This window comes from Micromonospora sp. NBC_00330 (assembly GCF_036136635.1).
In the GTDB taxonomy this organism is placed as follows: domain Bacteria; phylum Actinomycetota; class Actinomycetes; order Mycobacteriales; family Micromonosporaceae; genus Micromonospora; species Micromonospora salmantinae.
This window is the reverse complement of the sequence record NZ_CP108012.1, coordinates 323,444-346,320: the sequence shown is the minus strand read 5'-3', so window position 1 is coordinate 346,320 and position 22,877 is coordinate 323,444. Positions and strand designations below refer to the sequence as shown.

Annotated in this window: 19 protein-coding genes and 2 pseudogenes; 8 read left to right on the top strand and 13 right to left on the bottom strand. The window is 73.0% G+C overall.

The window, feature by feature from the left end; genetic code table 11:
- Nucleotide 1: 1 nt before the first annotated feature.
- Complete coding sequence (gene mptB / locus OG598_RS01665) at nt 2–1,402, bottom strand: polyprenol phosphomannose-dependent alpha 1,6 mannosyltransferase MptB (RefSeq protein WP_328652736.1); 1,401 nt, start codon at nt 1,400–1,402, stop codon at nt 2–4.
- A gap of 44 nt (nt 1,403–1,446) precedes the next feature.
- Here mptB and OG598_RS33505 point away from each other — a divergent pair.
- The 3 genes and pseudogenes from OG598_RS33505 to OG598_RS01655 form a co-directional block, all read left to right on the top strand.
- Nucleotides 1,447–2,311, top strand: a pseudogene (locus OG598_RS33505) (hypothetical protein); the annotation flags it as partial.
- A gap of 101 nt (nt 2,312–2,412) precedes the next feature.
- A pseudogene (locus OG598_RS33500) lies at nt 2,413–3,087 on the top strand (hypothetical protein); the annotation flags it as partial.
- A gap of 434 nt (nt 3,088–3,521) precedes the next feature.
- Nucleotides 3,522–3,908 (top strand): peptidase inhibitor family I36 protein, encoded by a 387-nt coding sequence (locus tag OG598_RS01655; protein WP_328652734.1) that lies wholly within the window; start codon nt 3,522–3,524, stop codon nt 3,906–3,908.
- Between the two features lie 107 nt (nt 3,909–4,015).
- Here the strand turns inward: OG598_RS01655 and OG598_RS01650 are convergent, their stop codons facing one another.
- Together OG598_RS01650 and OG598_RS01645 are read right to left on the bottom strand one after the other, a co-directional pair.
- Nucleotides 4,016–7,042 carry a bifunctional [glutamine synthetase] adenylyltransferase/[glutamine synthetase]-adenylyl-L-tyrosine phosphorylase gene (locus OG598_RS01650; protein ID WP_328652733.1) on the bottom strand — a complete coding sequence of 1,009 codons (3,027 nt, stop codon included), beginning with the start codon at nt 7,040–7,042 and terminating at the stop codon, nt 4,016–4,018.
- Nucleotides 7,042–7,809: a type 1 glutamine amidotransferase gene (locus OG598_RS01645; protein ID WP_328652732.1), complete on the bottom strand. Its 768-nt coding sequence runs from the start codon at nt 7,807–7,809 to the stop codon at nt 7,042–7,044. The genes OG598_RS01650 and OG598_RS01645 overlap by 1 nt, the downstream gene beginning before the upstream one ends.
- Before the next feature lie 113 nt (nt 7,810–7,922).
- Here OG598_RS01645 and OG598_RS01640 point away from each other — a divergent pair, with 113 nt between their 5' ends.
- Nucleotides 7,923–8,858, top strand: coding sequence for a S66 peptidase family protein (locus OG598_RS01640; RefSeq protein WP_328652731.1), 936 nt, complete (start codon nt 7,923–7,925; stop codon nt 8,856–8,858).
- Nucleotides 8,859–9,024: 166 nt separating this feature from the next.
- On the opposite strand, the gene OG598_RS01635 is transcribed toward OG598_RS01640, so the two are convergent.
- Nucleotides 9,025–9,927: a Vgb family protein gene (locus tag OG598_RS01635; protein WP_328652730.1), complete on the bottom strand. Its 903-nt coding sequence runs from the start codon at nt 9,925–9,927 to the stop codon at nt 9,025–9,027.
- A gap of 185 nt (nt 9,928–10,112) precedes the next feature.
- Between OG598_RS01635 and OG598_RS01630 the strand changes: the two genes are divergently transcribed.
- The gene (locus OG598_RS01630) at nt 10,113–10,571 is read left to right on the top strand and encodes a hypothetical protein (protein WP_328655241.1); all 459 of its coding nucleotides are present in this window, start codon (nt 10,113–10,115) and stop codon (nt 10,569–10,571) included.
- Between the two features lie 720 nt (nt 10,572–11,291).
- Here OG598_RS01630 and OG598_RS01625 read toward each other — a convergent pair.
- The 4 genes from OG598_RS01625 to glnA all read right to left on the bottom strand — a co-directional run bounded on the left by OG598_RS01625 (nt 11,292) and on the right by glnA (nt 14,618).
- On the bottom strand, nt 11,292–11,675 hold the full coding sequence (locus tag OG598_RS01625) for a VOC family protein (protein ID WP_328652729.1): 384 nt from the start codon (nt 11,673–11,675) through the stop codon (nt 11,292–11,294).
- Between the two features lie 271 nt (nt 11,676–11,946).
- Nucleotides 11,947–12,639 carry a helix-turn-helix transcriptional regulator gene (locus tag OG598_RS01620; RefSeq protein ID WP_328652728.1) on the bottom strand — a complete coding sequence of 231 codons (693 nt, stop codon included), beginning with the start codon at nt 12,637–12,639 and terminating at the stop codon, nt 11,947–11,949.
- Between the two features lie 114 nt (nt 12,640–12,753).
- Nucleotides 12,754–13,179: a DUF350 domain-containing protein gene (locus tag OG598_RS01615; protein WP_112582646.1), complete on the bottom strand. Its 426-nt coding sequence runs from the start codon at nt 13,177–13,179 to the stop codon at nt 12,754–12,756.
- Between the two features lie 89 nt (nt 13,180–13,268).
- Entirely contained in the window at nt 13,269–14,618 is a 1,350-nt protein-coding gene (gene glnA, locus OG598_RS01610) for a type I glutamate--ammonia ligase (RefSeq protein WP_091409557.1), read from the bottom strand.
- 284 nt (nt 14,619–14,902) lie between these two features.
- On the opposite strand from glnA, the gene OG598_RS01605 reads away from it, so the two are divergent.
- A complete protein-coding gene (locus OG598_RS01605; RefSeq protein WP_328652727.1) occupies nt 14,903–16,660 on the top strand; it encodes an NAD+ synthase in 1,758 nt (585 codons plus the stop codon).
- 208 nt (nt 16,661–16,868) lie between these two features.
- Complete coding sequence (gene panB, locus OG598_RS01600; protein ID WP_124855798.1) at nt 16,869–17,714, top strand: 3-methyl-2-oxobutanoate hydroxymethyltransferase; 846 nt, start codon at nt 16,869–16,871, stop codon at nt 17,712–17,714.
- Nucleotides 17,715–17,772: 58 nt separating this feature from the next.
- On the opposite strand, the gene npdG is transcribed toward panB, so the two are convergent.
- The 4 genes from npdG to OG598_RS01580 all read right to left on the bottom strand — a co-directional run bounded on the left by npdG (nt 17,773) and on the right by OG598_RS01580 (nt 21,214).
- On the bottom strand, nt 17,773–18,471 hold the full coding sequence (gene npdG / locus OG598_RS01595) for an NADPH-dependent F420 reductase (RefSeq protein WP_091409546.1): 699 nt from the start codon (nt 18,469–18,471) through the stop codon (nt 17,773–17,775).
- A 114-nt stretch (nt 18,472–18,585) separates the two neighbouring features.
- Nucleotides 18,586–20,016 carry an RNB domain-containing ribonuclease gene (locus OG598_RS01590; protein WP_328652726.1) on the bottom strand — a complete coding sequence of 477 codons (1,431 nt, stop codon included), beginning with the start codon at nt 20,014–20,016 and terminating at the stop codon, nt 18,586–18,588.
- A gap of 80 nt (nt 20,017–20,096) precedes the next feature.
- Complete coding sequence (locus tag OG598_RS01585) at nt 20,097–20,927, bottom strand: histone (protein WP_328652725.1); 831 nt, start codon at nt 20,925–20,927, stop codon at nt 20,097–20,099.
- A gap of 83 nt (nt 20,928–21,010) precedes the next feature.
- Nucleotides 21,011–21,214 carry a hypothetical protein gene (locus tag OG598_RS01580; protein ID WP_328652724.1) on the bottom strand — a complete coding sequence of 68 codons (204 nt, stop codon included), beginning with the start codon at nt 21,212–21,214 and terminating at the stop codon, nt 21,011–21,013.
- A 175-nt stretch (nt 21,215–21,389) separates the two neighbouring features.
- Between OG598_RS01580 and OG598_RS01575 the strand changes: the two genes are divergently transcribed.
- Nucleotides 21,390–21,887, top strand: coding sequence for an NUDIX hydrolase (locus tag OG598_RS01575; RefSeq protein WP_112582642.1), 498 nt, complete (start codon nt 21,390–21,392; stop codon nt 21,885–21,887).
- Between the two features lie 3 nt (nt 21,888–21,890).
- On the opposite strand, the gene OG598_RS01570 is transcribed toward OG598_RS01575, so the two are convergent.
- Nucleotides 21,891–22,847 (bottom strand): hypothetical protein, encoded by a 957-nt coding sequence (locus OG598_RS01570; RefSeq protein WP_328652723.1) that lies wholly within the window; start codon nt 22,845–22,847, stop codon nt 21,891–21,893.
- Nucleotides 22,848–22,877: the final 30 nt, after the last annotated feature.

Sequence of the window (22,877 nt, the reverse complement as noted above, 5' to 3'; positions counted from 1 at the left end):
CTCAATCGGTGGCGACCGGCTGACGGGCCGCCCGAGCCGACCGTACCAACCGGATGACCAGCACGATCACCAACAGCGTCATCAGTGGCGCACCGACCGTCTTGGTGTACCGGGGCAGCCCGGTGCCGTCGGGCAGCACCAGGAAGGACGCGACCACTGCGACCACGATGAACCATCTGGTGCGTTGGGCGGTGGCCGCCAGCACGAACAGCGGCCAGGTCCAGTACCAGGGGTGGAACAGCGGCGCGAGGGCGACCGTGGCGGCCAGCGCCAGGCCGGCGTGCCAGAGCGGGTCCCGGGTGCGGGCCCGCCACCAGAGCCAGACCAGCAGCAACGCCAGCACCGCTATGCCGATCCCCCGGGTCACCGGCAGCGCGTCGATGTGCCCACCGAAGGGCACCGCCAGGTAGCCGATGGTCTGCCCGACAGCGGTGGACGGTGAGGTCCAGGCGATCACGTCGCCGCCCCGTTCCAGCCCGCCGACCCAGCCGAAGTCCAGCCCGGCCGCGTAGGTGACCCCGACCACGACAGCGGCCGCGCCGCCGACCACCCACCGGCCGTGCCGGATCAACGCCCGGACCGAGTACCCGCCGACGATGGCGGCCAGCGCCGCGAACGGCACTACGACCAGCGCCGTCACCTTGATCGCGGCGGCCAGCCCGAGCAGCGCGCCACCGGCGAGCAGCGGACCGGGGCGGCCGGGCCGACAGGCGATCACCGCGAGCCCGGAGACCAGCAGTCCGACCATCAGAGCGTCGTTGTGCGCGCCGGAGACGAGGTGTACGGCGACCAGCGGGCAGCCCAGCGCCAGCCAGACCGCCCGGCCGGCGGATACGCCGGCTCGTCGGGCCAGCACCGGCAGGCTGACCGCGGTCAGCGCCACCCCCGCCACCGCGATCAGCCGGAACGCCACGATCGCGCCGGTGAGCGAGCCGGTGGCCTTGACGATCGCGCCGGAGAGCACCACGAACAGCGGCCCGTACGGTGCCGGGGTATCCCGCCAGATGTATGAGATGGTGTCCAGCCAGGGGCAGGGCAGCGCGGAGACGCCCTGCTCGTACGGGTTGATTCCCGCGGCGTAACTAGCTCCCTGACAGGCGTACGCGTAGACGTCGCGGCTCGCCAGCGGCGGCGCGATCAGCACCGGCAGCAGCCACAGCCCGACGGTGATCAGCGCCCAGCGGGTCGACGGCACCCTGTCCCGCAGCGACCACCACGCGTACGCCATCAGCCCGGTGCCGACCAGCCAGGCAGCGATGACCAGCGTTCCGTGTGGGCCCTGCCAGATGCTGACCGGGGTGGGGCGCAGGGGTGACCCGGGGAGTGCGCCGCCGACGAACGCGGCGACGGCGAGCAGCGCCGAGCCGACCAGTCCGGTCCAACGCGCGAGGTGGTGAGGCACGCCGGACATGCTGCCAGTACGGTGGTCGCGGTACGGAGGTGGGCATGCGGCGGAGTCGGGTGGTGGCGGTGGCCACCGGTTCCGCCATCGTGCTCAGCGTGGTCTGGCTGGCCCTGCCGCTGATGGGCTCGGACCTCGCCGCGCAGGTCGCCCGGGCGGACTTCTTCGCCGCCCACGGCATCACCCCGGTGGATCTGCGCTGGTACGGCGGGGTGCAGCAGTTCGGCTACAGCTTGCTGTCGCAGCCGGTGATGGCCGTGCTCGGTGTGCGGGTGACCGGCGCTCTGGCACTGGTGGCGTCGGCCGCCGCGTTGGCTGCGCTACTGGTTCGTGGCAGGGTGCCCCGGCCGCTGTTGGGCAGCCTGGTCGGGGTGGTCACGTTGACCGGCAACCTGGTCTCCGGCCGGGTCACGTACGCCCTGGGGGTGGCGTTCGGGCTGGCCGCACTGCTGGCGCTCACGCTCGGCCGCCCCGGCGCGCACACCGAGCAAGGGCGGACGGACGGACGGGCGCTGCTGCGGCTCGGGCTCGGCGCGGCTGGAGCGCTGCTGGCCTCCGCGACCAGCCCGGTGGCTGGCCTGTTCGTCGGTCTGGCCGGTGCCGCGCTGCTGCTCAGCCGCCGGTACGCCGACGGCCTGGCTCTCGGGATCGCGGCGGCCGTGCCACTGGCCGCGACGGCCCTGTTGTTCGGCGACGGCGGTTGGATGAACATCAGTCGGACCGACACGCTGCGCGCGGTGGTGACCAGTCTGGTGGTGGCAGCGCTGGTGACGTACCGACCGGTGCGGTTCGCGGCGCTCCTCTCCGCCGCTGGGGTGCTCGCCGCGGCGCTGGTGCACACGCCGGTGGGATTGAACGCGACCCGGCTGGTCACGATGTTCGCGCTGCCGGTGTTGGCCGCCGTGGCCTGCCCGCCGGCCTGGCTCACCACCCGGATGGCCCGCCGGTCCGCCGCTCTCGCCGCGCCGTCCGGCGGCACCCGTCGCGGCCGGCTGCTGGGCGGCGCCGGCTTGGTCGCGCTGCTGGTGGCGGTCTGCGTCTGGCAGCCGCCGGCGGTCCCCGCCGACCTGCGCAGCATCGGCGACCCGACGAGCGCGCCCGGCTACCACGCGCCGCTGCGCGCGTTCCTGGCCGGGCAGCGGCTCACCGGTCGGGTGGAGGTGCCGCCGACGCGCAACTACTGGGAGGCGGCCCGGCTGGGCGAAGTGCCGCTGGCCCGGGGCTGGCTGCGGCAGGCCGACATCGACCGTAACCCGCTGTTCTTCGCCACCGTGCCCGGTGCGGCCGGCACCGGCGTACCGCTGACCGAGGCCAACTACCGCGCCTGGCTGGCAGAGAACGCGGTGCAGTACGTGGCGCTGCCGGACGCCCCGCTGTCCTGGGTGGGGCGGGCCGAGGCGGAGCTGGTCGCGAGCGGGCTGCCTTACCTCACCCCGGTCTGGTCCGGCCCGCACTGGCGGGTCTGGGCGGTCACCGACCCGACGCCGCTGGTCGGCGCCCCCGCCGAACTGGCCCGCGCCGACGGGGCCTCGGTGACCTTCCGGAGCCCCCGCGCCGCGACGGTGGCGGTACGGATCCGGCACAGCCGCTGGCTGTCCGCCTCGGGCGGCGCCACGGTCGCCGCCGCCGGCGACTGGATCACGGTCACCGTTCCGCGCCCCGGCGAGTACACGATCGGTAGCTGACGCCCGCCGGGAGGACGCCCTACGCCTCCAGCATCCGCTCGGCGGTAACCCGGGACCGCCGGCCGACTTGCCGTCATGACCCGGGGTGAGACGACTCAGGCGGGCGCGTCAGGGCTGTGGCTCTACTCGTCCGGGGGCGGCGACCAGCGGCGTCGGAGCGGCTGCCGCCGAGAGCGGCGGCTGCCCGAACAGACATCGACGGGGTTGACACATAAATAGCTCCTCCCGTAAGGTCAAAAACACAAAAGCAGTTACGGGGGTAAATGCTTATCGCCTTCCTGGCGGGCCGCTGAAATATTTGCGATCCGGCATGGCGATCGCAGCTTACGCGCCCATGGCAGCACATCGAGTTGCTGCCCCGGGCGGGCTGGCCGCGCCGACTGTTGTCGGGCGCGCTCACCCCTGTCGCTGCGCTCCCCACAGGAAGGAAGACCATGCGACGGATCGGAACGACGCTGGCCACCCTCGCCCTCGTCGGCACCGCGGTGCTGACCGGCGCCCCTGCGCAGGCCGCGACCTCCGCCGATGCCAGCCTGGCACTGAGCTGCCCCTCGTCGGGTGCGCTGTGCCTCTACAACAACATTGACCACACCAGCATCCTGGAAGTTCTCAACGGCAGCGCCAGCCTGGCCGGTCAGTACTCCGACAACAAGACCAGCTCCGTGCGGAACCGCTCAAGCTGCGCATACAAGCTCTACCGGAACAGCGACCGCTCGGACACGCCCATCACCGTGGGTCCGCGGACCGAGATCAAAAACCTCGGCACCTTCTGGGGCCAGCAATGGCAGGACTCAATCAGCTACGCGCAGATCTACTGCTGATTAATCGCCGAGCGGGGCGAATAAACATTTGACGTTGCCAGCATTGGCAATTCTGTCAATTCTTGTGGCCGCCTTTTGGCAGCACCCAGTCCTCAACGCCGGTGCGCTCACGCACCGGCGTTGAGGACCCGCTCCGCCGCGGCTCGGGAGCGGCGGCCGGTACGCAGGTACTCGTCGAGGAACTCCCCCGGGTCGTCGCGCCCGAGCAACCGGGCCACGCCCGCCAGCTCCACCCCGTGTCGGGGCAACTGGTCGCCGGCCCGGCCACGGACCAGCATCAGCGCGTTGCGGACCTGCGCGGCCAGGGACCACCCGGCGGCCATCTCCGCGGCGTCCGCCGGGTCGACCAGGCCGGCCTCCCGGGCGGCCGCGAGGGCGTCGAGGGTACGCGTGCCGCGCAGCGACGGAATCGCGCCGGCGTGCCGGAGCTGGACGAGTTGCACAGCCCACTCCACGTCGGCGAGCCCACCGCGCCCCAGCTTGGTGTGTGTGGCCGGGTCGGCACCCCGGGGCAGCCGTTCGGTCTCCACCCGGGCCTTGATCCGGCGGATCTCGACGACCTGCTCGCGGCTCAGCCCGTCGGCCGGGTACCGCACCGGCTCGATCATCGCCTCGAACTCGGCGCCGAGGTCGGCATCACCGCAGACGAACCGGGCGCGCAGCAGTGCCTGCGCCTCCCACACCCGCGACCAGCGGGCGTAGTACTGCGCGTACGCGGCGAGGCTGCGTACCAGCGGACCCTGGCGGCCCTCCGGCCGCAGGTCGGCGTCGACGCCCAGCGGCGGGTCGGGGGCGGGTACGCCGAGCAGCCGGCGCAGCTCCTCGGCGACGGCGTGCGCGGCGGCGCTGGCGGCGCTCTCGCTGGTGCCCGGCGGCGGGTCGTAGACGAAGAGCACGTCGGCGTCGGAGAGGTAGTTCGACTCGTACCCGCCGAGCCGGCCCATGCCGATCACCGCGAACCGCAGCCCCGCCGGTGCCGGCTGGCTGGCCTGGGCGGCCCGCAGCGCGGCGGCCAGGGTGGCGTCGGTGACGTCGGCGAGCGCCGTACCGACCTCGGTGATGTCGGACAGCCCGCGTGCGGGCCGGTTCGCGCCGTCCGCCCGGGTGGGGCTGGGCGCGAGCGCGCCGGCCCGGCAGAGCACGTCGGCGCAGGCCACCCGGACCAGCTCGCGACGTCGCAGCGCGCGCACCGCGCTGGTGGCCTCGACCGGGTCGGTGTGCCGGGCCGCCGCCGCCAGGAACCCCTCCCGCAGCACCCCGGGCGCGCGTGGCGCCAGCTCGTTCTCCTCGGCCAGCAGCCGCAGCGCCTCCGGGTCGCGGGCGAGCAGGTCGGCGACGTACCGGGACAGCGCGAGGACCCGGGCCAGCCGACGGGCGACCGGGCCGCCGTCGCGCAGCAGCCGCAGATACCAGGGGGTGCTGCCCAGCTTGTCGGAGACCTTGCGGTAGTTGAGCAGCCCCCGGTCCGGCTCCGGCGCGTCGGCGAACTCGCTGAGCAGCACCGGCAGCAAGGTGCGTTGGATGGCCGCCGTGCGGCTCACCCCGCCGGTGAGCGCCTGGAGGTGACGCAGCGCCCCGGCCGGGTCGGCGAAGCCGAGGATCTCCAGGCGGTTCCTGGCCGCCTCCGGGGTGAGCCGCAACCCGTCGGCCGGCACCCGGGCCACCGACTCCAGCAGCGGCCGGTAGAGCAGTTTGGCGTGCAGTCGGCGTACCTCGGTGGCGTGGGTGACCCACTCGGCCCGGAAGCTCTCCACGGCGCTGCGCCCCGGCGCGGCAGTGAAACCCAGCGCGGCGGCGAGCCAGCGCAGCGCGCCCGGCTCGGCGGGCACCGTGTGCGTACGACGCAGGCCCTGGAGTTGCAGCCGGTGCTCGACGCTGCGCAGGAAGCGGTAGCCGCGCAGCAGGGCCTCGCCGTCGGCCCGCCCGACGTAGCCGCCGGCGACGAGCGCGCGCAACGCCGGGATGGTGCCGGGCGGGCGCAGCGTCTCGTCGCCGCGACCGTGCACGAGTTGCAGCAACTGGACGGCGAACTCGATGTCGCGCAGCCCGCCGGGACCGCGCTTGATCTCGCGCTCCAGCTCCTTCGGCGGAATGTGGTCGATGATCCGGCGGCGCATGGCGCGGACGTCCTCGACCGCCTCGGGCCGCTCGGCCGCCCGCCAGACCAGCGGCGCGAGCTGGTCGATCCACTCCTGGGCCAGCGGCAGGTCACCGGCGGCCGGGCGGGCCTTGAGCAGCGCCTGGAACTCCCAGGTGCGCGCCCACCGCCGGTAGTAGGCCAGGTGGCTGGCGAGGGTCCGCACCAGCGGGCCGCGGCTGCCCTCGGGGCGCAGCGCGGCGTCCACCGGCCAGGCGACCAGCCCACAGATGTAGATCAGCCGGGTCGCCACCAGGGTCGCGGCAGACAGGTCGGCGTCCTCGGCGGCGACGAAGATGACGTCCACGTCGGAGACGTAGTTCAGTTCGCCGCCGCCGCACTTGCCCATCGCCACGACAGCGAGTCGGGGCCTCTCGGTCCCCTCCGCCAACTCCGCGACAGCGATCTCGTACGCGGCGGAGAGCGTCGCGTCGGCCAGCGCGGAGAGCGCGGCCATCGTCTGTTCCAGGCCGCGACCGCCGGTCAGGTCGGCCGCCGCGATCCGCAGCAACGCCAGGCGGTACGCGGTCCGCAGCGCCGCCACCGCGTTGCCGCCGTCGGCCGGCTCCAGCCGCCCCTCGGCGATCGGGGCGAGCCCGTCCGGGGCGGTCCGCAGCGCCTGGTAGTGCTCGGGGTGGGCGACCAGGTGGTCGCCGAGCGCCGCCGACGCGCCGAGCACCGCGATCAGTCGCCGCCGCAGACCGGGGTCGTTGTGCACGTCCGCGAGCAGCGGCGATCCGGCGCTGCCCTCGATGGTGCGGCCCTCGGCCTCCACGATGCGATGCAGTTGGCGCAGCGCCAGATCCGGGTCGGCGGCCCGGGACAGCGCGGCGAGCAGCTCCGCGGCGGCCTCGTCGACCGGCTCCTGCTCGTCCGGCCGCCACAGCCGCAGCCCTTCCGGGCCGAGCAGGTCCGCGGCGCGCGCGCCGCCGTCGCCTTCGGCGGTGCCGAAGCCGTACCGGGCGAGCCGGCCCGGTGCCCTGGTCGGCCGGCCCATCAGTGCCCGAGCAGCGGCAGGCCGCGCCGCGTCGTGCTGTCGTCCAACTCGCCGAGGGCCAGCGCGGCGAACCGGGCGGCGAACGGTTGCCAGACCTCCTCGACGTCGGCCAGCACCGAGGCGCAGGCCGCGACCACCAGCTCCGGGTCGTAGCCCAACTCGGCGAGTTGGGCCGAGTCGGTGGCCCAGTCGGCGATCATCGCGGTGTCGCACTCGATGTGGAACTGCAACCCCCACGCCCGGTCACCGAGGCGGAACGCCTGATGCGGGTAGCGGGTGGAGGCGGCCAGCAGGGTCGCGCCCCGAGGCAGCTCGGTGATCTCGTCGGCGTGCCACTGGAGCACGTCCGGGATCAGCGGCACGTACCGGAACAACGGGTCGTTCTCGGCGGCGTCACGCCGGCCGACCACGCCCGGGCCGATCTCCGGCCCGGACGGGCTGCGCTCCACCAGCCCGGCGTGCGCGGTGGCGAGCAGCTGCGCGCCCAGGCAGACCGCCAGGGTCGGCACCCGGTACCGAACCGCCTTGCGCAGCAGGCCCTCCACGGCGGGAAACCACTGCGCGCCGGGCGAGCCGTCCGGCAACGGGTACGCCTGTTGGTCGCCGCCGAGCACCACCAGCGCCGCGTACCCCTCCAGGTCGGCGGGGAGCTCGTCGCCGGCGTGCGGGCGCACCACCCACAGCTCCAGCCCAGCCTCGGTCAGCCACTCACCCAGCCGGCGCGCGTCGTCCGTCGGGTCGTTCTCGATCACCAGCGCGGTTGCCACAGGTCGAGGCTAGCCGGTACGCCGCACGGCACCACGCCCCGGCACGGGCCGGGCGGCTCCCGCCGCCCGTGCACAGGTCCCGAGGACGGCGGGGGTGATTAGGCTCTGCGGTTGTGATCAGCGAGGACACCACCGCCGTACGCCCGCCCGTCCTGCGCCCGGGTGACACGGTGCTGCTGGTGTCGCCGTCCGGGCCGACCTCGCCGGAGCGGGTGGCCCGGGGCATGGAACTGCTCACCGGCTGGGGCCTGCGCCCGGTGCCGGCGCCGAACGCGTACGCCCGCCACGGCTACCTCGCCGGCACCGACGACCTGCGCGCCGCCGACCTGAACGCGGCCTTCGCCGACCCGGACGTGCGCGGGGTGATCTGCACCCGCGGCGGCTACGGCGCCCAGCGGATCGTGGACGCCATCGACATGGCCGCCGTGCGCCGCGACCCGAAGGTGGTGGCCGGCTTCTCGGACATCACCGCGTTGCAGTTCGCACTGTGGCGGGGCGCCCGCCTGGCCGGGGTGCACGGCCCCGGGGCAGCCTGGCGCGACGAACGGACGTCGCTGCGCTCCGCCGAATCCCTGCACGCGGCGCTGATGACCACCGAACCGGTGTCGATCACCGCGGTCCCCACCGAGGAAACCTTCGACGTACGCGTCCCCGGTCGCGCCACCGGCACCCTGCTCGGCGGCAACCTGTGCCTGATCGCCGCGTCGATCGGCACCCCGGACCTGCCCGACCTGACCGGTGCGGTGCTGTTGATCGAGGACGTGCAGGAACCCCCGTACAAGGTCGACCGGATGCTCACCCACCTGCGCCGGGCCGGCGCGCTGGACGGACTGGCCGGGGTGGCGGTCGGTCAGTTCACCGATTGCGGCGACGGCTGGGACACCACAATCGTCGACGTGCTCACCGAACGCCTCGGCGACCTGGGCGTACCGGTCCTCGGCGGCCTCCCCATCGGCCACGGCCCCAACCAGCTCACAGTCCCGGTGGGCACAACCGCCACCCTCGACACCACCACCGCCACCCTCACCGCAACCCCCGCAGTCCACTAACCCCCTCTCCCTTCCCCCGCCCCCGTCCCTCCCCGGTGACCGGCCCTCCCCGGTGATCAAGAGGTTTGCGTCATGTTCGGAGCGGATCCTGACGCGAACCTCTTGATCAACCAGGGCTGGGCTGAGGGATGGGCGGGTCGGCGGGGCAGGCGGGGGTCGGTGGGGGTCAGGCGGGGGCGGGCGGGATTGTGGGTGGGGTCAGGTGGGCTACTGCGCCGATTTCCAGGGCGGCCCAGATGCCGGTGGGGGTGCGGGTGATGCCGTGGGGTTCGGCGTTGGGGGTGGGTAGGGCGTAGCCCTCGATTCGTCCAGCGGGGTCGAGGTGACCGATCCGGTTGGCACCCCACTCGGTGAACCACGCGCCGCCGTCCGGGTCGGCCACTATCGCGTGCGGGCGGGCCGCCCGGTCCGGCAGCGGGAACTCGACGATCTTGCCATCCGGGTCGATCCGACCGAGCTGACCGGCGGCGATCTCCACGAACCAGATGACGCCGTCGTCGCCCAGGGTGATGCCGACCGGGCCCGCGTTCGCGGTGGGTAGCGGATGCAGCGTCACCCTGCCGTCGACGTCGATGCGACCGATGGCATTGGCCTGGTGGAGGGTGAACCAGAGCGCCTGGTCCGCGCCAGCAGTGATCATCGAGGCGAATCCGCCGGTCACCGGCAGCGGGAACGCGGTGTGGGTGCCGTCGGTCTCGACCCGGCCGATGGTGTCGGAGGTCATCCCGGCGTACCAGAGCGCGCCATCAGGCCCCGCCGCGATGCCGCCCGGTCCGGTGCCGGCCGGCACGGCGACGGTGCGCTGCTCACCGTCGACGGTGATCCGACCGATCCGGTCGTCCCCCGAGCGGGTGAACCAGAGCGCCCCGTCCGGCCCGGCCGTGATGATCAAAGGGCGGCCGCCGGCCGGATCCAGCGGGTAGGTCCGTACCGCACCGTCGGGCGACAACCGGGCGATGCCGCCGGCATGGGCCAACGTCAGCCACAGCGCGCCGTCCGGACCAGGCGTGATGCCGTACGGCCCGGCGCCCGGCTCGACGAGTGGAATCTCCCGAATCTCGACGGTCATGCCACGGTGTCCTTCCGTCGGTGGATCGTCCACCCTGACCGCTCGGCCAGCGACCACACAACCGATTTCGCCCACCGCCGGCCCTGATTGTCAGCTCGCTGACAGGGTCGCCACGGCTTCCGCCCAGACTGCCCGGTCACTGTCGGTGATGACAGCGCAGGATGACCGAACCTCTGGAGGACAGCATGTCCCGCACCATCCGTAGGAAGCACCTGCTGGCCGGCCTGGCCACCGCCGGCGTCCTCGGCGTCGGGATCGCGGCCCCGACGATCGCGTTCGCCGCCGACACTCCCACGCCGGCACCGAGCGGCAGCACCGCCCCGGCTCCGGGCGCGAAGGCCGACCGGCAGGGCGAGTTCGCCGAGGCGCTCGCCAAGGAGCTGGGCGTGCCCACCGACAAGGTGACCGCCGCACTGGAGAAGATCCGCGAGCAGCACCGGCCGGCCGACCGCCCGCAGCGCCCGTCCACCGAGGACCGGCAGGCCGCGCTCAAGCAGCGCCTGGACCAGGCCGTCAAGGACGGCAAGATCACCCAGGAGCAGGCCGACGCCATCACCAAGGCCGTCGAGGCCGGCGTCTTCCCCGGCCCCGGCGGCCACCGCGGCCCAGGCGGCCACCACGGCGCTGGTACGCCCGGCAAGTAGTCCGGCGAGCCCGGCCCCGGCGTGCCGGGGTCGGCCCCAGCACGCCCCGGGGCATGCCGTGGCCGACCGCGGCATGCCGCGGGGCAGGCCAGGCCGACCCTCGGTACGCCCCGGGCAGGCCGCGGCCGACCTCGGTACGCCCCGGGCAGGCCCGGTCCGCCCTGTCGTGCCCCGGGCAGGCCCGGCCGCCTCTTCGTGCCGGGCCTGCCCGGGCCTGTCGCGGCTTGATCGACTCGGTTTCCGTGAAGTCGCGGTGTCCGGCGCACTCGGACATCGCGACTTCATGAAAACCGAGTCGATCACCGGTCCCGAGGCCCCGCCGGTCAGGCCGAGCACTCCCTGACAAGCCCCGACAAGCCCTGGTACGCCCGAATAGTCAGGCTTTGCGCTGGACGAGCGCAGCAGGTCAGGCCCTACCCCAGCTTGATCGACTCGATTTCCGTGATGTCGCGGTGTTCCGCGCGCCCGGACACCCCGACATCATGAAAACCGAGTCGATCACGCGCGCGGGTGCGTGCGGCCAGGGCGGCTCGGGCGTCACACCCGCTCAGGGTGACGGCCCCAGAGCCAGCCCGACCCAGAGCCAGGCCACCCGGGCCAGGCCAGCCCCGGACCAGGCCAGCCCTCACCCGGGGCCAACCCCACCCGGCGTCAACCCGACCCAGAGCCAGCCCGAGCGACAGCCAGGCCAGCCGGGCATCAGCTCGGCCCGGGAAGAGGTCAGGGCTGCGGGGGCGGGGGCGTGAACACGCCCAGGTGGTTGCCGGCCGGGTCGAGTAGGTGGGCCAACGTGAGACCACTCGGCGCCGTACGCGCTGGCACGAGGACCCGGCCGCCGGCAGCTTCGGCCTGTCGGCAGGTCTCCGCCACGTCGGCGACTTCGGCGTAGAAGACCGCGTAGTTCGGCGACGTACCGTCGATCGCTCGGATCGCCCCGCCGATCCCGTTGTCGCCGCCGGCCCCGGTCACGCGGTAGGACCCGCCGCTGGTCGAGCCCTGCTCCTCGAAGGTCCAGCCGAACAGCTCTCCGTAGAACCGCTCCGCGTCCTCGGGCCGGTCGGTGCCGATCTCGAACCAGGTGATGGGCGTGGTGGACCTGGACATCTACTGCCTCCAGAATTTCCGTGCCGGCCGTTCGGCCGTCGTCTGGAGCAGTCTCGGGGCCGTTGGCGACAGCGTCCTGTCGGTGTTTTCGGATCACCCGGCGGGGTTTCCAGCAACGAGAGCCACCGGGGCCCGCCGCGCCGCGGACGGGCCTCAGACCCGGCCGCCGAGCCGACCCCGTCTTAGACCAGGCCCGCCGCGCCGACCCCGTCTCAGACCAGGCCGCCACGCCGACCCCGTCCCGAAGCAGGCCCGCCGCGTCGAGCAGATTTCAGACCAGGCTCAGCCGGCGGACCCGCTCGTGCGGGATGTCGAGATCCGTCAGGCGTAGCTCCCGGGCCACCACGTCGGGCAGCGCCCAGACGCTCCGGATCCGGTCGGTGCGGAAGCACCGCAGTTCGTCGCGCAGACGGCACCAGGCGACCAGGTACCAATGTTGGGAGTTGCCGAGGTAGCCGAGTGGCTCGACGTCACGGGTCGAGTCGGCGCCGGCGCGGTCGGCGTACCGGATGCGCAGCACCCGCCGCGCGGCGACCGCGTCGGCGACGGTGGCCGGGACGGGCGCGGCCGGCCCGTCGCCGATCAGGTGCACCCGGCCGGCGAGGCGGTGTGCCTCGGCGGCGTCGGCGGCCGGCAGCACCGCCACCAGCTTGCGCAGCGCGGTGGCGGCCGGCCCGGCGAACGGCGAGCCGGCGAGCCGGTGCAGCGCCACTGCCATCGCCACGGCCTCGGAGGCGGTCAGGTTGACCGGCGGCAAGGTGCGGGCGCGGTCCAGGACGTAGCCGCCGGTGCGACCGGCCTCGGCCCAGATCGGCACCCCGGCCTCCTGCAACGCGCCGAGGTCCCGTTCGATGGTCCGGCTGCTCACCTCGAAGCGCGCGGCCAGCCAGCGGGCGCTGCGCGGCCGAGGTGACACCGCCCGCAACTCCTCGACCAGCGCGTAGAGGCGATCCGTGCGGTTCATGCCCCGCACGCTACGGCCGGGGTACGACGCCCGCCGGCGGCCACCCACACGGCAACGCGGACAACCGCCACGACGACGCGGACAGCCGCCCGCGTAACAACCCGGGCAGCCAGCTCAGGCGATGCAGGCGCAGACGATCAGCGCGGCCCCGAAGTGGGTGGCGGCGCTGACCCGGGCGGCCGGGTGCGGCTCGGGTGAGCAGATGACCTCGCCGAGCTTGCCGGGGGTGAGCAGGTCCAGCACCACGAAGGCCAACGCCATGATCGCCAACCCGACCAGCCCGAAGACCACGGTGGAGGCGAGCCCCTTGCCGAAGTCGCTGTAGCTGGTGAGGATCGCGGTGAAGACGATCCCGGCGATGCCGAGCTGGTTGGCGGCGAGCAGCAACCCCGCGTTGGCGTTGCGCTCGACCCAGATCAGGTCTCGCAGCCGGCCCGGGGTGAGCAGGTCGACGAGCCCGAAGCCGGCGGCCATGAGGCCGACGCCGACGATCCCGAACACCACGCTCTGCCAGGCACCGCTGAACAGATCCTCCAGCACCGACTTGCCTCCCGACTCTCCGCCCGGAGGGGTACCGGCGCGGTGATCGAGACGATAGCGGCAGCGCGCAACGGCGTCAGCCCCTGCGTCTACAGGGCCAGGTAGCGCTGCCGCTCGTACGGGGTGACCTCGCGGCGGTACTGCTCCCACTCGGCCCGCTTGTTGCGCAGGAAGAAGTCGAAGACGTGCTCACCGAGCACCTCGGCGACCAGTTCGGAGCCGGCCATCACGTCGATCGCCTCGGCGAGGTTCTCCGGCAGCGCCTCGTAGCCCATGGCGCGCCGCTCGGCGCTGGTCAGCGACCAGACGTCGTCCTCGGCGCCCGGGGGCAGCTCGTACCCCTCCTCGATGCCCTTCAGGCCGGCGCCGAGCAGCACCGCGAAGGCGAGGTACGGGTTGGCCGCCGAGTCCAGCGAGCGGACCTCGACGCGGGCCGAGTTGGGCTTGCCGTACGCGGGAACCCGGACCAGCGCGGACCGGTTGAGGTGACCCCAGCAGACGTACGCCGGGCTCTCGGTGATCCGGTCGGGCAGGTGCTGCGGGAAGAGCCGCTTGTACGAGTTGACCCACTGGTTGGTGACCGCCGTGTACTCCCGGGCGTGCACCAGCAGGCCGGCGATGAACGACTTCGCCACCTTGGACAGCTTCATCGGGTCACCGCTGTCGTGGAAGGCGTTGCGCTCTCCCTCGAACAGCGACAGGTGGGTGTGCATCCCGCTGCCCGGCTGGTCGGTGAACGGCTTCGGCATGAAGCTGGCCTGCACGCCGGTGGAGAGCGCGACCTCCTTGACCACGTGTCGGAAGGTCATGATGTTGTCGGCGGTGGTGAGCGCGTCGGCGTAGCGCAGGTCGATTTCCTGCTGGCCGGGCGCGACCTCGTGGTGGCTGAACTCCACCGAGATGCCGATCCGTTCCAGCGCGAGTACGCCCTGGCGGCGGAAGTCCCGGGCCACGGCGTGGGTGGTGTGCTCGAAGTAGCCGCCGGTGTCGACCGGGGTGGGCACGGAACCGTCCTGCGGACCGTTCTCGAGCAGGAAGAACTCGATCTCGGGGTGGGTGTAGAAGGTGAAGCCCTTCTCGGCTGCCTTGGACAGCGCGCGGCGCAGCACGTGCCGGGGGTCTGCCCAGGACGGCCCGCCGTCGGGCAGCAGGATGTCGCAGAACATCCGGGCGCTCTCGCCGCTGACCCCGCCTTCGAAGGGGAAGACCTGGAAGGTGGTCGGGTCGGGCATGGCCACCATGTCCGATTCGAAGACCCGGGCGAAGCCCTCGATCGCCGAGCCGTCGAAGCCGATGCCTTCCTCGAAGGCCGCCTCGAGCTCGGCGGGTGCCACCGAAACGCTCTTGAGCGTGCCCAGAACGTCGGTGAACCACAGCCGGACGAACCGGATGTCCCGCTCTTCCAGCGTGCGGAGGACGAACTCCTGCTGACGGTCCACTTCCCCAACCCCTCGCGACACTCTTTTGTCCGCCTTGGCCGGGCTGTACCCGACCTGATCGCCCAGTCTTCCCGGGCCTGGTTACGCAGACGTTACGCGAACTGCCGCCGGTCGTCCCCTCGTGTCCCGCCCGGCGAGCGCGGGCCCCCGCCGTGCCGCCGGGTCCGCCGCCACGACGGCCGAGCTCACGCCGTCGCGGCCTCGCGGACGCCCGTCGCGGCAGGTGGCGGCAATCTCGTCCGAGGGTACGGATTGTCGCGACGAGGCTGGGGCAAGATGAAGGCATGCCCACCCTGCGTCTCGCCCTGTCCCAGGTCAACCCGAGCGTCGGCGACCTCGCCGGAAACGCCGACCTGGTCCGCAGCTGGACTCGCCAGGCCGCCGATGCCGGTGCCCAGCTGGTGCTCTTCCCGGAGATGATGCTGACCGGGTACCCGGTCGAGGACCTCGTCTTCCGGCGTTCCTTCGTGGCCGCGTCCCGGGCCGCCGTGGAGCGGCTGGCCGCCGACCTGGCCGCCGACGGTCTCGGCGAGTTGCCGGTCGTGGTCGGTTACCTGGACGCCGACGGTCCGCCGCAGGTCAGCGGGGACGCCGAGCCGGGCCGAGGTGCCCGCAACGCGGCCGCGTTGCTGCACCGGGGCGTCGTGGCCGCCCGCTACTTCAAGCACCACCTGCCCAACTACGGGGTCTTCGACGAGGACCGGTACTTCGTCTCCGGTGACGAGCTGACAGTGGTGCGGATCGGCGGCGTGGACGTCGCGCTGACCATCTGCGAGGACCTGTGGCAGGCCGGCGGTCCGTTCGCCGCCGCCCGCAGGGCCGGCGTCGGCCTGGTCGTCAACATCAACGGCTCGCCGTACGAGCTGAACAAGGACGACATCCGGCTGCCGCTGGTCCGCCGCCGGGCCGCCGAGGCGGGCGCCGCCATCGCGTACGTCAACATGACCGGCGGCCAGGACGAGCTGGTCTTCGAGGGCGACTCGATGATCGTGAGCGCCGACGGTGAGCTGCTCACCCGGGCACCGCAGTTCGTCGAACACCTGCTCGTGCACGACGTCGAGTTGCCGGCCGCCGCCGCCCCGCCGACCACCGAGACGCTGGCCGACGGGATGCGGATCGCGCACAGCACGCTGGACGGCATTCCGCCCACGCCGTCCGGCCCGGCCGCCACCGGCGGGCTGATCGAGCCGGTGGCCGACGAGGCCGAGGTGTGGCAGGCGCTGGTGCTGGGTCTCCGCGACTACGTCAACAAGAACCGGTTCCCATCGGTGGTGCTCGGCCTCTCCGGCGGCATCGACTCGGCGGTGGTGGCAGCGCTCGCCGTCGACGCGCTCGGGCCGGACCGGGTGGTCGGGGTGTCGCTGCCCAGCCAGCACTCCTCGGAGCACTCCCGGGAGGACGCCGCCGACCTGGCCAAGCGCACCGGCCTGGACTACCGCGTCGAGCCGATCCAGCCGATGGTCGACGGCTTCCTGGCCAACCTGTCGCTGTCCGGCGTGGCAGTGGAGAACCTGCAGGCCCGGGTCCGTGGCGTGATCCTGATGGCGTTGTCGAACCAGGAGGGCCACCTGGTGCTGACCACCGGCAACAAGAGTGAGCTGGCGGTCGGCTACTCCACCCTGTACGGCGACTCGGTGGGCGGTTTCAACCCGGTCAAGGACGTCTGGAAGACGCTGATCTGGCGGCTCGCGAAGTGGCGCAACAGGGACGCGGCCCGGCGCGGTGAGACCGCCCCGATCCCGGAGAACTCGATCGGCAAGCCGCCGAGCGCCGAGCTGAGCCCGGGCCAGCTCGACAGCGACAGCCTGCCCGACTACGACGTCCTGGACCCGATCCTGATCGGCTACGTCGACGGTGACCTCGGCCGCGACGGGCTGGTCGAGTCGGGTCACGACCCGGCGATCGTGGACAAGGTGCTGCGGCTGGTGGATACCGCCGAGTACAAGCGACGGCAGTCGGCGCCGGGCACGAAGATCTCCATGAAGGCGTTCGGCCGGGACCGCCGTCTGCCGATCACCAACCGGTGGCGCGAGCACGGCTGAGCCGTACCCCTGGGGGTGCCGGGTCGGTGGCGCGGCCCGGCGCCGCCGCGCGGTGACCGCGCGGCGCGGTCCCGGTTTGCCAGGTGGGCGGCCCCGCGCTGGTGGAGTGACATCTTGCACTGGGCCCTGCCGTCAGCCCGTCTCGCGGTGCGACGATCGCGACGGAACCCGGGGACCGCGCAGGCGGCCTCGAGGAAGGGAGACAGAGATGGTGGAGTCCACTCCGCACGAGGTGACCGCGTTGTACGGCGGCCCGGCCACCCGACGGGTCCGCACCCGCGACCTGATGGCCGCCAAGGAGCGCGGCGAGCGCTGGCCGATGCTCACCTCGTACGACCAGTACACGGCGTCGATCTTCGACCAGGCCGGTGTTCCGGTGCTGCTGGTCGGCGACTCGGCCGCGAACAACGTGTTCGGTTACGAGACCACCCTGCCGATCACCGCCGACGAGCTGCTTCCGCTGGTCCGGGCCGTGGTGCGGGCGACCCGGCAGGCGCTGGTCGTCGGTGACCTGCCGTTCGGCTCGTACGAGGAGGGCCCGGCCCAGGCGCTGCGCACCGCAGTCCGGTTCATGAAGGAGGGTGGCTGTCACGCGGTGAAGTTGGAGGGTGGCCGCCGCAACGCCGCGCAGATCGCCGCTATCGTCGGCGCCGGCATCCCGGTGATGGCGCACATCGGTTTCACCCCGCAGAGCGAGCACACACTGGGCGGCTACCGCGTGCAGGGTCGCGGCGACGCCGCCGACGAGGTGCTGGCCGACGCACGGGCGGTGGCGGAGGCGGGCGCGTTCGCTGTGGTGTTGGAGATGGTGCCCGGCGAGGTGGCCAAGCGGATCACCCACGAGCTGCCGATCCCCACCGTGGGCATCGGCGCGGGCCCGGACACCGACGCGCAGGTGCTGGTCTGGCAGGACATGGCCGGGCTGCGGACGGGCAAGGCGCCCCGTTTCGTCAAGCGGTACGCGGATCTGGCCGGCGCTCTCACCGACGCCACCCGCCGTTTCGCCGACGAGGTCCGCGGCGGCGAGTTCCCCGCCGCCGAACACACCTTCTAGGACCTGAGTACGGCGTGATCCACTCGGTGCCGAACCGGAGTGGATCACGCCGCTCGGGTCAGAGGTCGGTGACGCGGATGCCGGCGTGCGCCTTGTAGCGCTTGTTGATGGCGATCAGGTTGGCGGTGAACGCCTCGATCTGGTGGGCGTTGCGCAACCGGCCGGCGTAGATGCCCCGCATGCCGGGGATCCGGGCGGCGAGCGCGCCGACGATGTCGACCAGCTCGCGGTCCTCGGTGCAGATCAGCACGTCCAGGTCGATCCGGTCGACCTCGGGGTCGGCCAGCAGCGGAGCGCTGACGTGGTTGAACGCGGCGCAGACCCGGGAGTCGGGCAGCAGCGCGGCGGCCTGCTGCACGGCGCTGCCCTCGGCGACGGTCAGCGCGTACGGGCCCTGCTTGTCGAAGCCGAGCGGGTTGACGCAGTCGACGACGATCCGGCCGGCGAGCGGCTCGGCGAGGGCGGCGACGGTGGCGGCGTGCCCGTCCCACGGCACCGCGATGATCACCACGTCGCTGCGTCGGGCCACCTCGTCGTTTGCCGCACCGGTGACGCTGCCGCCGGCCGGCACCCCGGGCAGGGCGGCGATCTCGGCCGCGGACTCGGCGGCCCGCTCAGCCGACCGGGACCCGATCAGCACCGTCTGGCCGGCCCGCGCGAACCGGTAGGCGAGGCCCCGCCCCTGGTCGCCGGTGCCGCCGATGATGCCGACCGTCAGCCCGGACACGTCGGGCAGCGTGCTCGCGTCGTATGCCATGGCATCATCCTCGCAAACCGCTCGTCCGGCAGCAGCGCCGAGCGCTGTGAGAATCCCCGCTGCCGCGAGCGCCCCGCGCCGGGGGCGAGGGTCGGGCCAGCGACGGCGGCCCGGTCAGGGCAGCTCGAACAGGACGGTACGGGCGGCCGGGTCGGCGGTGACCAGGCGGACCCGGACCCGTTCGCCGAGCGGCAGTTGGCCGAGGCAGCGGGCGCGTACCGGCGGGGCGTCCAGCGCGACTGTGCCACCGGGCGGTCGGGGCCGGGACTTGCCGTTGGGCGGGGCGTCGACGTCGAGGACGGCCGCGTCGAAGGTCTCGCCCACCCGGTGTTCCAGCACCGCCGCCTCGGCCAGGTCGACGGCGCCACGAGCCGCCGCCGAGGCGACCCGGTCGGTGCTCGCCATCACCTCGGGCAGCCGGGGCAACGCGGCGCGGGCCCAGTCGGGCACCGTCTGGCCCGTGTGCAGGGCCAGGCAGACCTCGGTGGCGTACCGGTCGGCCAGCCGCCGCAACGGCGCCGTCACGTGGGCGTACGCGGCCGCCACGCCACCATGTTCCGGCTGCTCCGGCAGCTCCCCGTCGAAGGCTGTGTACGCGGCGCCGCGCATCAGCTCGGCCGCCTGGTCGATGAACGCGGCGGCGCGCGGCTGGGCGGCGTCCAGACCGGCGATGACCTGCCCCGGGCCCACGTCGTCCGGCCAGTGCACGCCCAGCGGCGCGGCGGCGGCCCGGAGCCGCTGCACCGCCTCCGGCTTGGGCGCCGGCATCGTCCGCAGCAGACCCACCCGGCCGGCCAGCATGATGTCGGCGGCAGCCATCCCGGTCAGCAGGGAGATCTGCGCGTTGTGCTCTTCCATCGGCACCGGCGCGCGCAGCACCAGCCGCCAGCCCTCACCGTCGGGCTCCAGATCCTGCTCGGGCAGCGGCAGGTTGATGGCGCCCCGGCTCAGCCCACGGGCGGTCAGTCGGTCGCCGATCTCCGGCAGCAGCGCGATCGGGTCGGGTAGCCGGCCCGCCTCGGCTGCCGCCTGCACCCCGGTGTAGTCGAGTTTGGCGCGGCTGCGGACCAGGGCGCGTTCCAGCTCGACGGCCACGGTGCCGCCGTCGGCGTCCAGGTCGATGGTCCAGACCACGGCTGCCCGGTCGTCGTCGGGCAGCAGGCTGGCCGCACCCTCGCTGAGGGTGTGCGGGTGCAGTGGCACGTTGCCGTCGGGCAGGTAGATGGTCTGCCCCCGCCGCCAGGTCTCCGCCTCCAACGCCCCACCGGGGGTGACGTGCGCGGCGACGTCGGCGATCGCGTACCGCACCCGGTAGCCCCCACCGGGGCGGCGGCTGAGGTGCATCGCCTGGTCCAGGTCCCGCGAGGTGGCGGGGTCGACGGTGACGAACGGTATGTCGGTGCGGTCGACGGGCGGCTGCGGCGGTGCCGCAGCCGCCTCGTCGGCTTCACGCTGGGCGTCGGCCGGGAACTCCTCGGGCAGGCCGAGTTCGCGGCGCAACGCGCCGAAGTCGATGCGGGGCGCGAGTACGCGTCGGATGACCACGGGTCAATCCTGACAGCGCCACGGGTGATCCGCTTCCGGTGACCGGCCGGAAATCCGCCGGGTGAGGGGATGCCCCGCGCTCAGCCGGTCGCCTTGCGGGCGGCTGAGCGGGCCCCCCTGGGGGCGGTGGCCCGGGCGGCGACCGGGCGGGCCGGAGACTTGCGGGCGGTCACCTTGCGGGCCGGCGCCTTGGCCGCGACGGTCTTCTTCGCCGGGGCCTTCTTCGCCGCCGCCTTGCGGGCGGTGGTCGACGAGGTACCCGTCGCCTTCGCGGCCGGGGCCTTCTTGGCCGGAGCCTTGCGCGCGCCGCCGCTGGGGCGGGTCGACGCGGTCTTCTTCGCAGCTGTCGTCTTCTTCGTCGCTGTCTTCTTGGCGGTCGCCTTGGTCGCCACTTTCCGCGCCGGGGCCTTCGCCGCGCTGGTGGTCTTACGCGCCGAAGCCTTTGCGGCGGTGGTGGTCTTGCGCGCCGGGGCCTTCGCCGCCGTGGTGGTCTTCTTCGCCGCCGAGGCGGTGGTCTTCTTCGCCGCGCTCACCGTCTTCTTCGCCGTACCCGTGGTCTTCTTCGCGGCGGTGGTGGTCTTGCGCGCGGTGGACGCCGGGGCCCGCTTGGCGGCGGTGGTCGTCTTGCGGGTGGTGGTCGAGGCCTTCGCGGGGGCCTTCTTGGCCGCGGCGGTGGTCTTGGTCGTGGCCTTCTTCGCGGGGGCCTTCGTGGCCGCCGTGGTGGTCTTCCTGGCCGGGGCGCGCCCCGCCCCGCCGGCGGCCTTGCGGGCCGGTGCCTTCGCGGCAGCCGTGGTGGACTTGCGCACGGGGGTGGTCCGGCTCGCCGCCGTGTTCCGCTCCGCCGCGGCGGTCTTCTTCGCGGTGGTGCGTCGGGCGGCCGGGCGCTTGGTGGCCTGCTGTGCTTCGGCCATCGTGGTTCCCTCCTCGGGGGACGTGCTCTCGCGTGCGTCCTCGCGGAGCACGAAATACCTCGGCGCGAGCCGTCCCGCGCCGCCTATCTGTCGTCCCCGGCCCAACGAGCGTCCTCGGCATCCCACGCCTCGTTCCGCTCCTGCACTCGTTGCAGGGCGTTCTCCGCGTCGGCCGCCGAGTCGTACGGGCCGAGAACGTGCTTCGCCGGACACACGTCGGCGTCCGTCTCGACCCGGTGATGCCGGGTGCACCAGTAGAACTGCCCACCACGTTCGCTGTCGCTCATGGGAATCACTGTGCACCGCGAACCGGCCGGCCGCCACCGGATCGCACAAGTCGCCGACGATCTCCACAGTAGATATGCATTGCGTTCGTCGGGCCGAAATGGCGAAACGCGTGGGACTGGAACTCCAGAAGATGCGCAGGTGAGCCTCGCTCCAGGGCACATCTATGATCGCCGGATGGCGATACCGGACTACATCGTGGGGTTGCGCAAGCACGTCGGTCACGACCTGCTCTGGCTGCCGAGCGTCAGCGCGGTGGTCCGCAACGACGCCGGTGAGCTTCTGCTCGGCCAGCGTGCCGACGACGGGCGCTGGTCGGTGGTCAGCGGTTTCGTCGAGCCGGGCGAGCAGCCGGCCACCGCGCTGGTCCGCGAGGTGCGCGAGGAGACGGGCCTGGAGGTGGCGCCGGTGCGGATGTCCAGCGCCGTGTCGCACCCGCACACGTACCCGAACGGGGACCGCTGCGACTACCTGAACCTGGGGTTCCTGTGCCGGTTGGTGGCCGGCACCGCGCGCGTCAACGACGACGAGTCGCTGGCCGTGCGGTGGTTCCCGCTGGATCGGCTGCCCGAGCTGGACAAGCACGCCCTGCTGGTCATCGCGTACGCGCTGCGCGAGAACCAGCTGGCCGGTTACCTGGAGCCGGGTACGACGTGGGACGACGTACCCGACTGAGGTTCACACCGGGGTCGGTGCGAGGGCGACCGGCTCGGCGGGGGCCGACCGGGCCGCCCGGATGGCGTACGCGAGCGCGTACGGCATGCAGGCCAGGTAGAACATCGGCTCCAGCAACAACTGGTCGGTGATCAGGAAGATCTCCCACGACGTGGGGCGGGGCAGGCCGAAGTTCCAGTCCGTCCAGCAGGCGAGGAGCCACAACGGCGCGGAGATCCGGTCGACGCTGTCGGGTGTCATCGGGTCGACCGGACCGGTGCCGGGCCCCGGAATGGTCTGGATCACGAAGAGAATCACGGCCAGGTCGGCGGCGACGAGCGCGCCGACGAGGCCAACCAACCAGGCGAGGCCAACCCGACCCCGGGCGGCGAGGCTCGCCGCAGCCCAGAGGGCCAGCGTCAGGCCAGCCAACCAGAGCAGCAGACCGGGTACGGAACGGCCGAAGCCGTCGCCGCTGACGACGGACATGATCACGAGTACGGCCACACCGACGGGGAGCACCACGCCGAGCGCGATGCGCAGCGGGCCCTGCAGTGCGGTGTGCCGGGCCGACCGTGACGTGTACTTCGCCAACAGCACCGCGAAGCCGACGGTCAGCGTCGACCAGAGCGGCAACTGTGCTGCTGTCGACCAGCTCACCCGCATCGACAGCCAGTTGTAGACCAGATTCATGGCCAGCGCGCTGACGACGACGATCCCGGCGCAGGCGATCGGTGCCAGTGACAGGGCGGCGGCGGTGCGGCGGGCCCGCCGATGCATCATGCTGCGATCGAGAAGTGGAGCGCCGGCCCGGCTCACGGCCAGGCTCACGGCGAAGCCGACCATCGTCGTCCAGCGACCGCTCTCGGCGAGGACGTGCAGCTCGGCGGCCCATTCGCGGCGCAGGTCGTCGCGGACGTCGGTCGGCCAACGGCGCGCGGCCAACTCCAGCAACAGCTCGGCGATCCGTCGGGTCACCATGGCGGCGCTCCGGTGGTTGCTCCCGTTTCC

What these genes read in the sequence shown, in the direction of transcription:
- OG598_RS01655 (WP_328652734.1), top strand. Translation starts at nt 3,522, where the DNA reads ATGCGACGGATCGGAACGACGCTGGCCACCCTCGCCCTCGTCGGCACC.
- OG598_RS01650 (WP_328652733.1), bottom strand. Translation starts at nt 7,042, where the DNA reads ATGGGCCGGCCGACCAGGGCACCGGGCCGGCTCGCCCGGTACGGCTTC.
- OG598_RS01635 (WP_328652730.1), bottom strand. Translation starts at nt 9,927, where the DNA reads ATGACCGTCGAGATTCGGGAGATTCCACTCGTCGAGCCGGGCGCCGGG.
- OG598_RS01630 (WP_328655241.1), top strand. Translation starts at nt 10,113, where the DNA reads ATGTCCCGCACCATCCGTAGGAAGCACCTGCTGGCCGGCCTGGCCACC.
- OG598_RS01625 (WP_328652729.1), bottom strand. Translation starts at nt 11,675, where the DNA reads ATGTCCAGGTCCACCACGCCCATCACCTGGTTCGAGATCGGCACCGAC.
- OG598_RS01620 (WP_328652728.1), bottom strand. Translation starts at nt 12,639, where the DNA reads ATGAACCGCACGGATCGCCTCTACGCGCTGGTCGAGGAGTTGCGGGCG.
- OG598_RS01605 (WP_328652727.1), top strand. Translation starts at nt 14,903, where the DNA reads ATGCCCACCCTGCGTCTCGCCCTGTCCCAGGTCAACCCGAGCGTCGGC.
- panB (WP_124855798.1), top strand. Translation starts at nt 16,869, where the DNA reads ATGGTGGAGTCCACTCCGCACGAGGTGACCGCGTTGTACGGCGGCCCG.
- npdG (WP_091409546.1), bottom strand. Translation starts at nt 18,471, where the DNA reads ATGGCATACGACGCGAGCACGCTGCCCGACGTGTCCGGGCTGACGGTC.
- OG598_RS01585 (WP_328652725.1), bottom strand. Translation starts at nt 20,927, where the DNA reads ATGGCCGAAGCACAGCAGGCCACCAAGCGCCCGGCCGCCCGACGCACC.
- OG598_RS01580 (WP_328652724.1), bottom strand. Translation starts at nt 21,214, where the DNA reads ATGAGCGACAGCGAACGTGGTGGGCAGTTCTACTGGTGCACCCGGCAT.
- OG598_RS01575 (WP_112582642.1), top strand. Translation starts at nt 21,390, where the DNA reads ATGGCGATACCGGACTACATCGTGGGGTTGCGCAAGCACGTCGGTCAC.
- OG598_RS01570 (WP_328652723.1), bottom strand. Translation starts at nt 22,847, where the DNA reads ATGGTGACCCGACGGATCGCCGAGCTGTTGCTGGAGTTGGCCGCGCGC.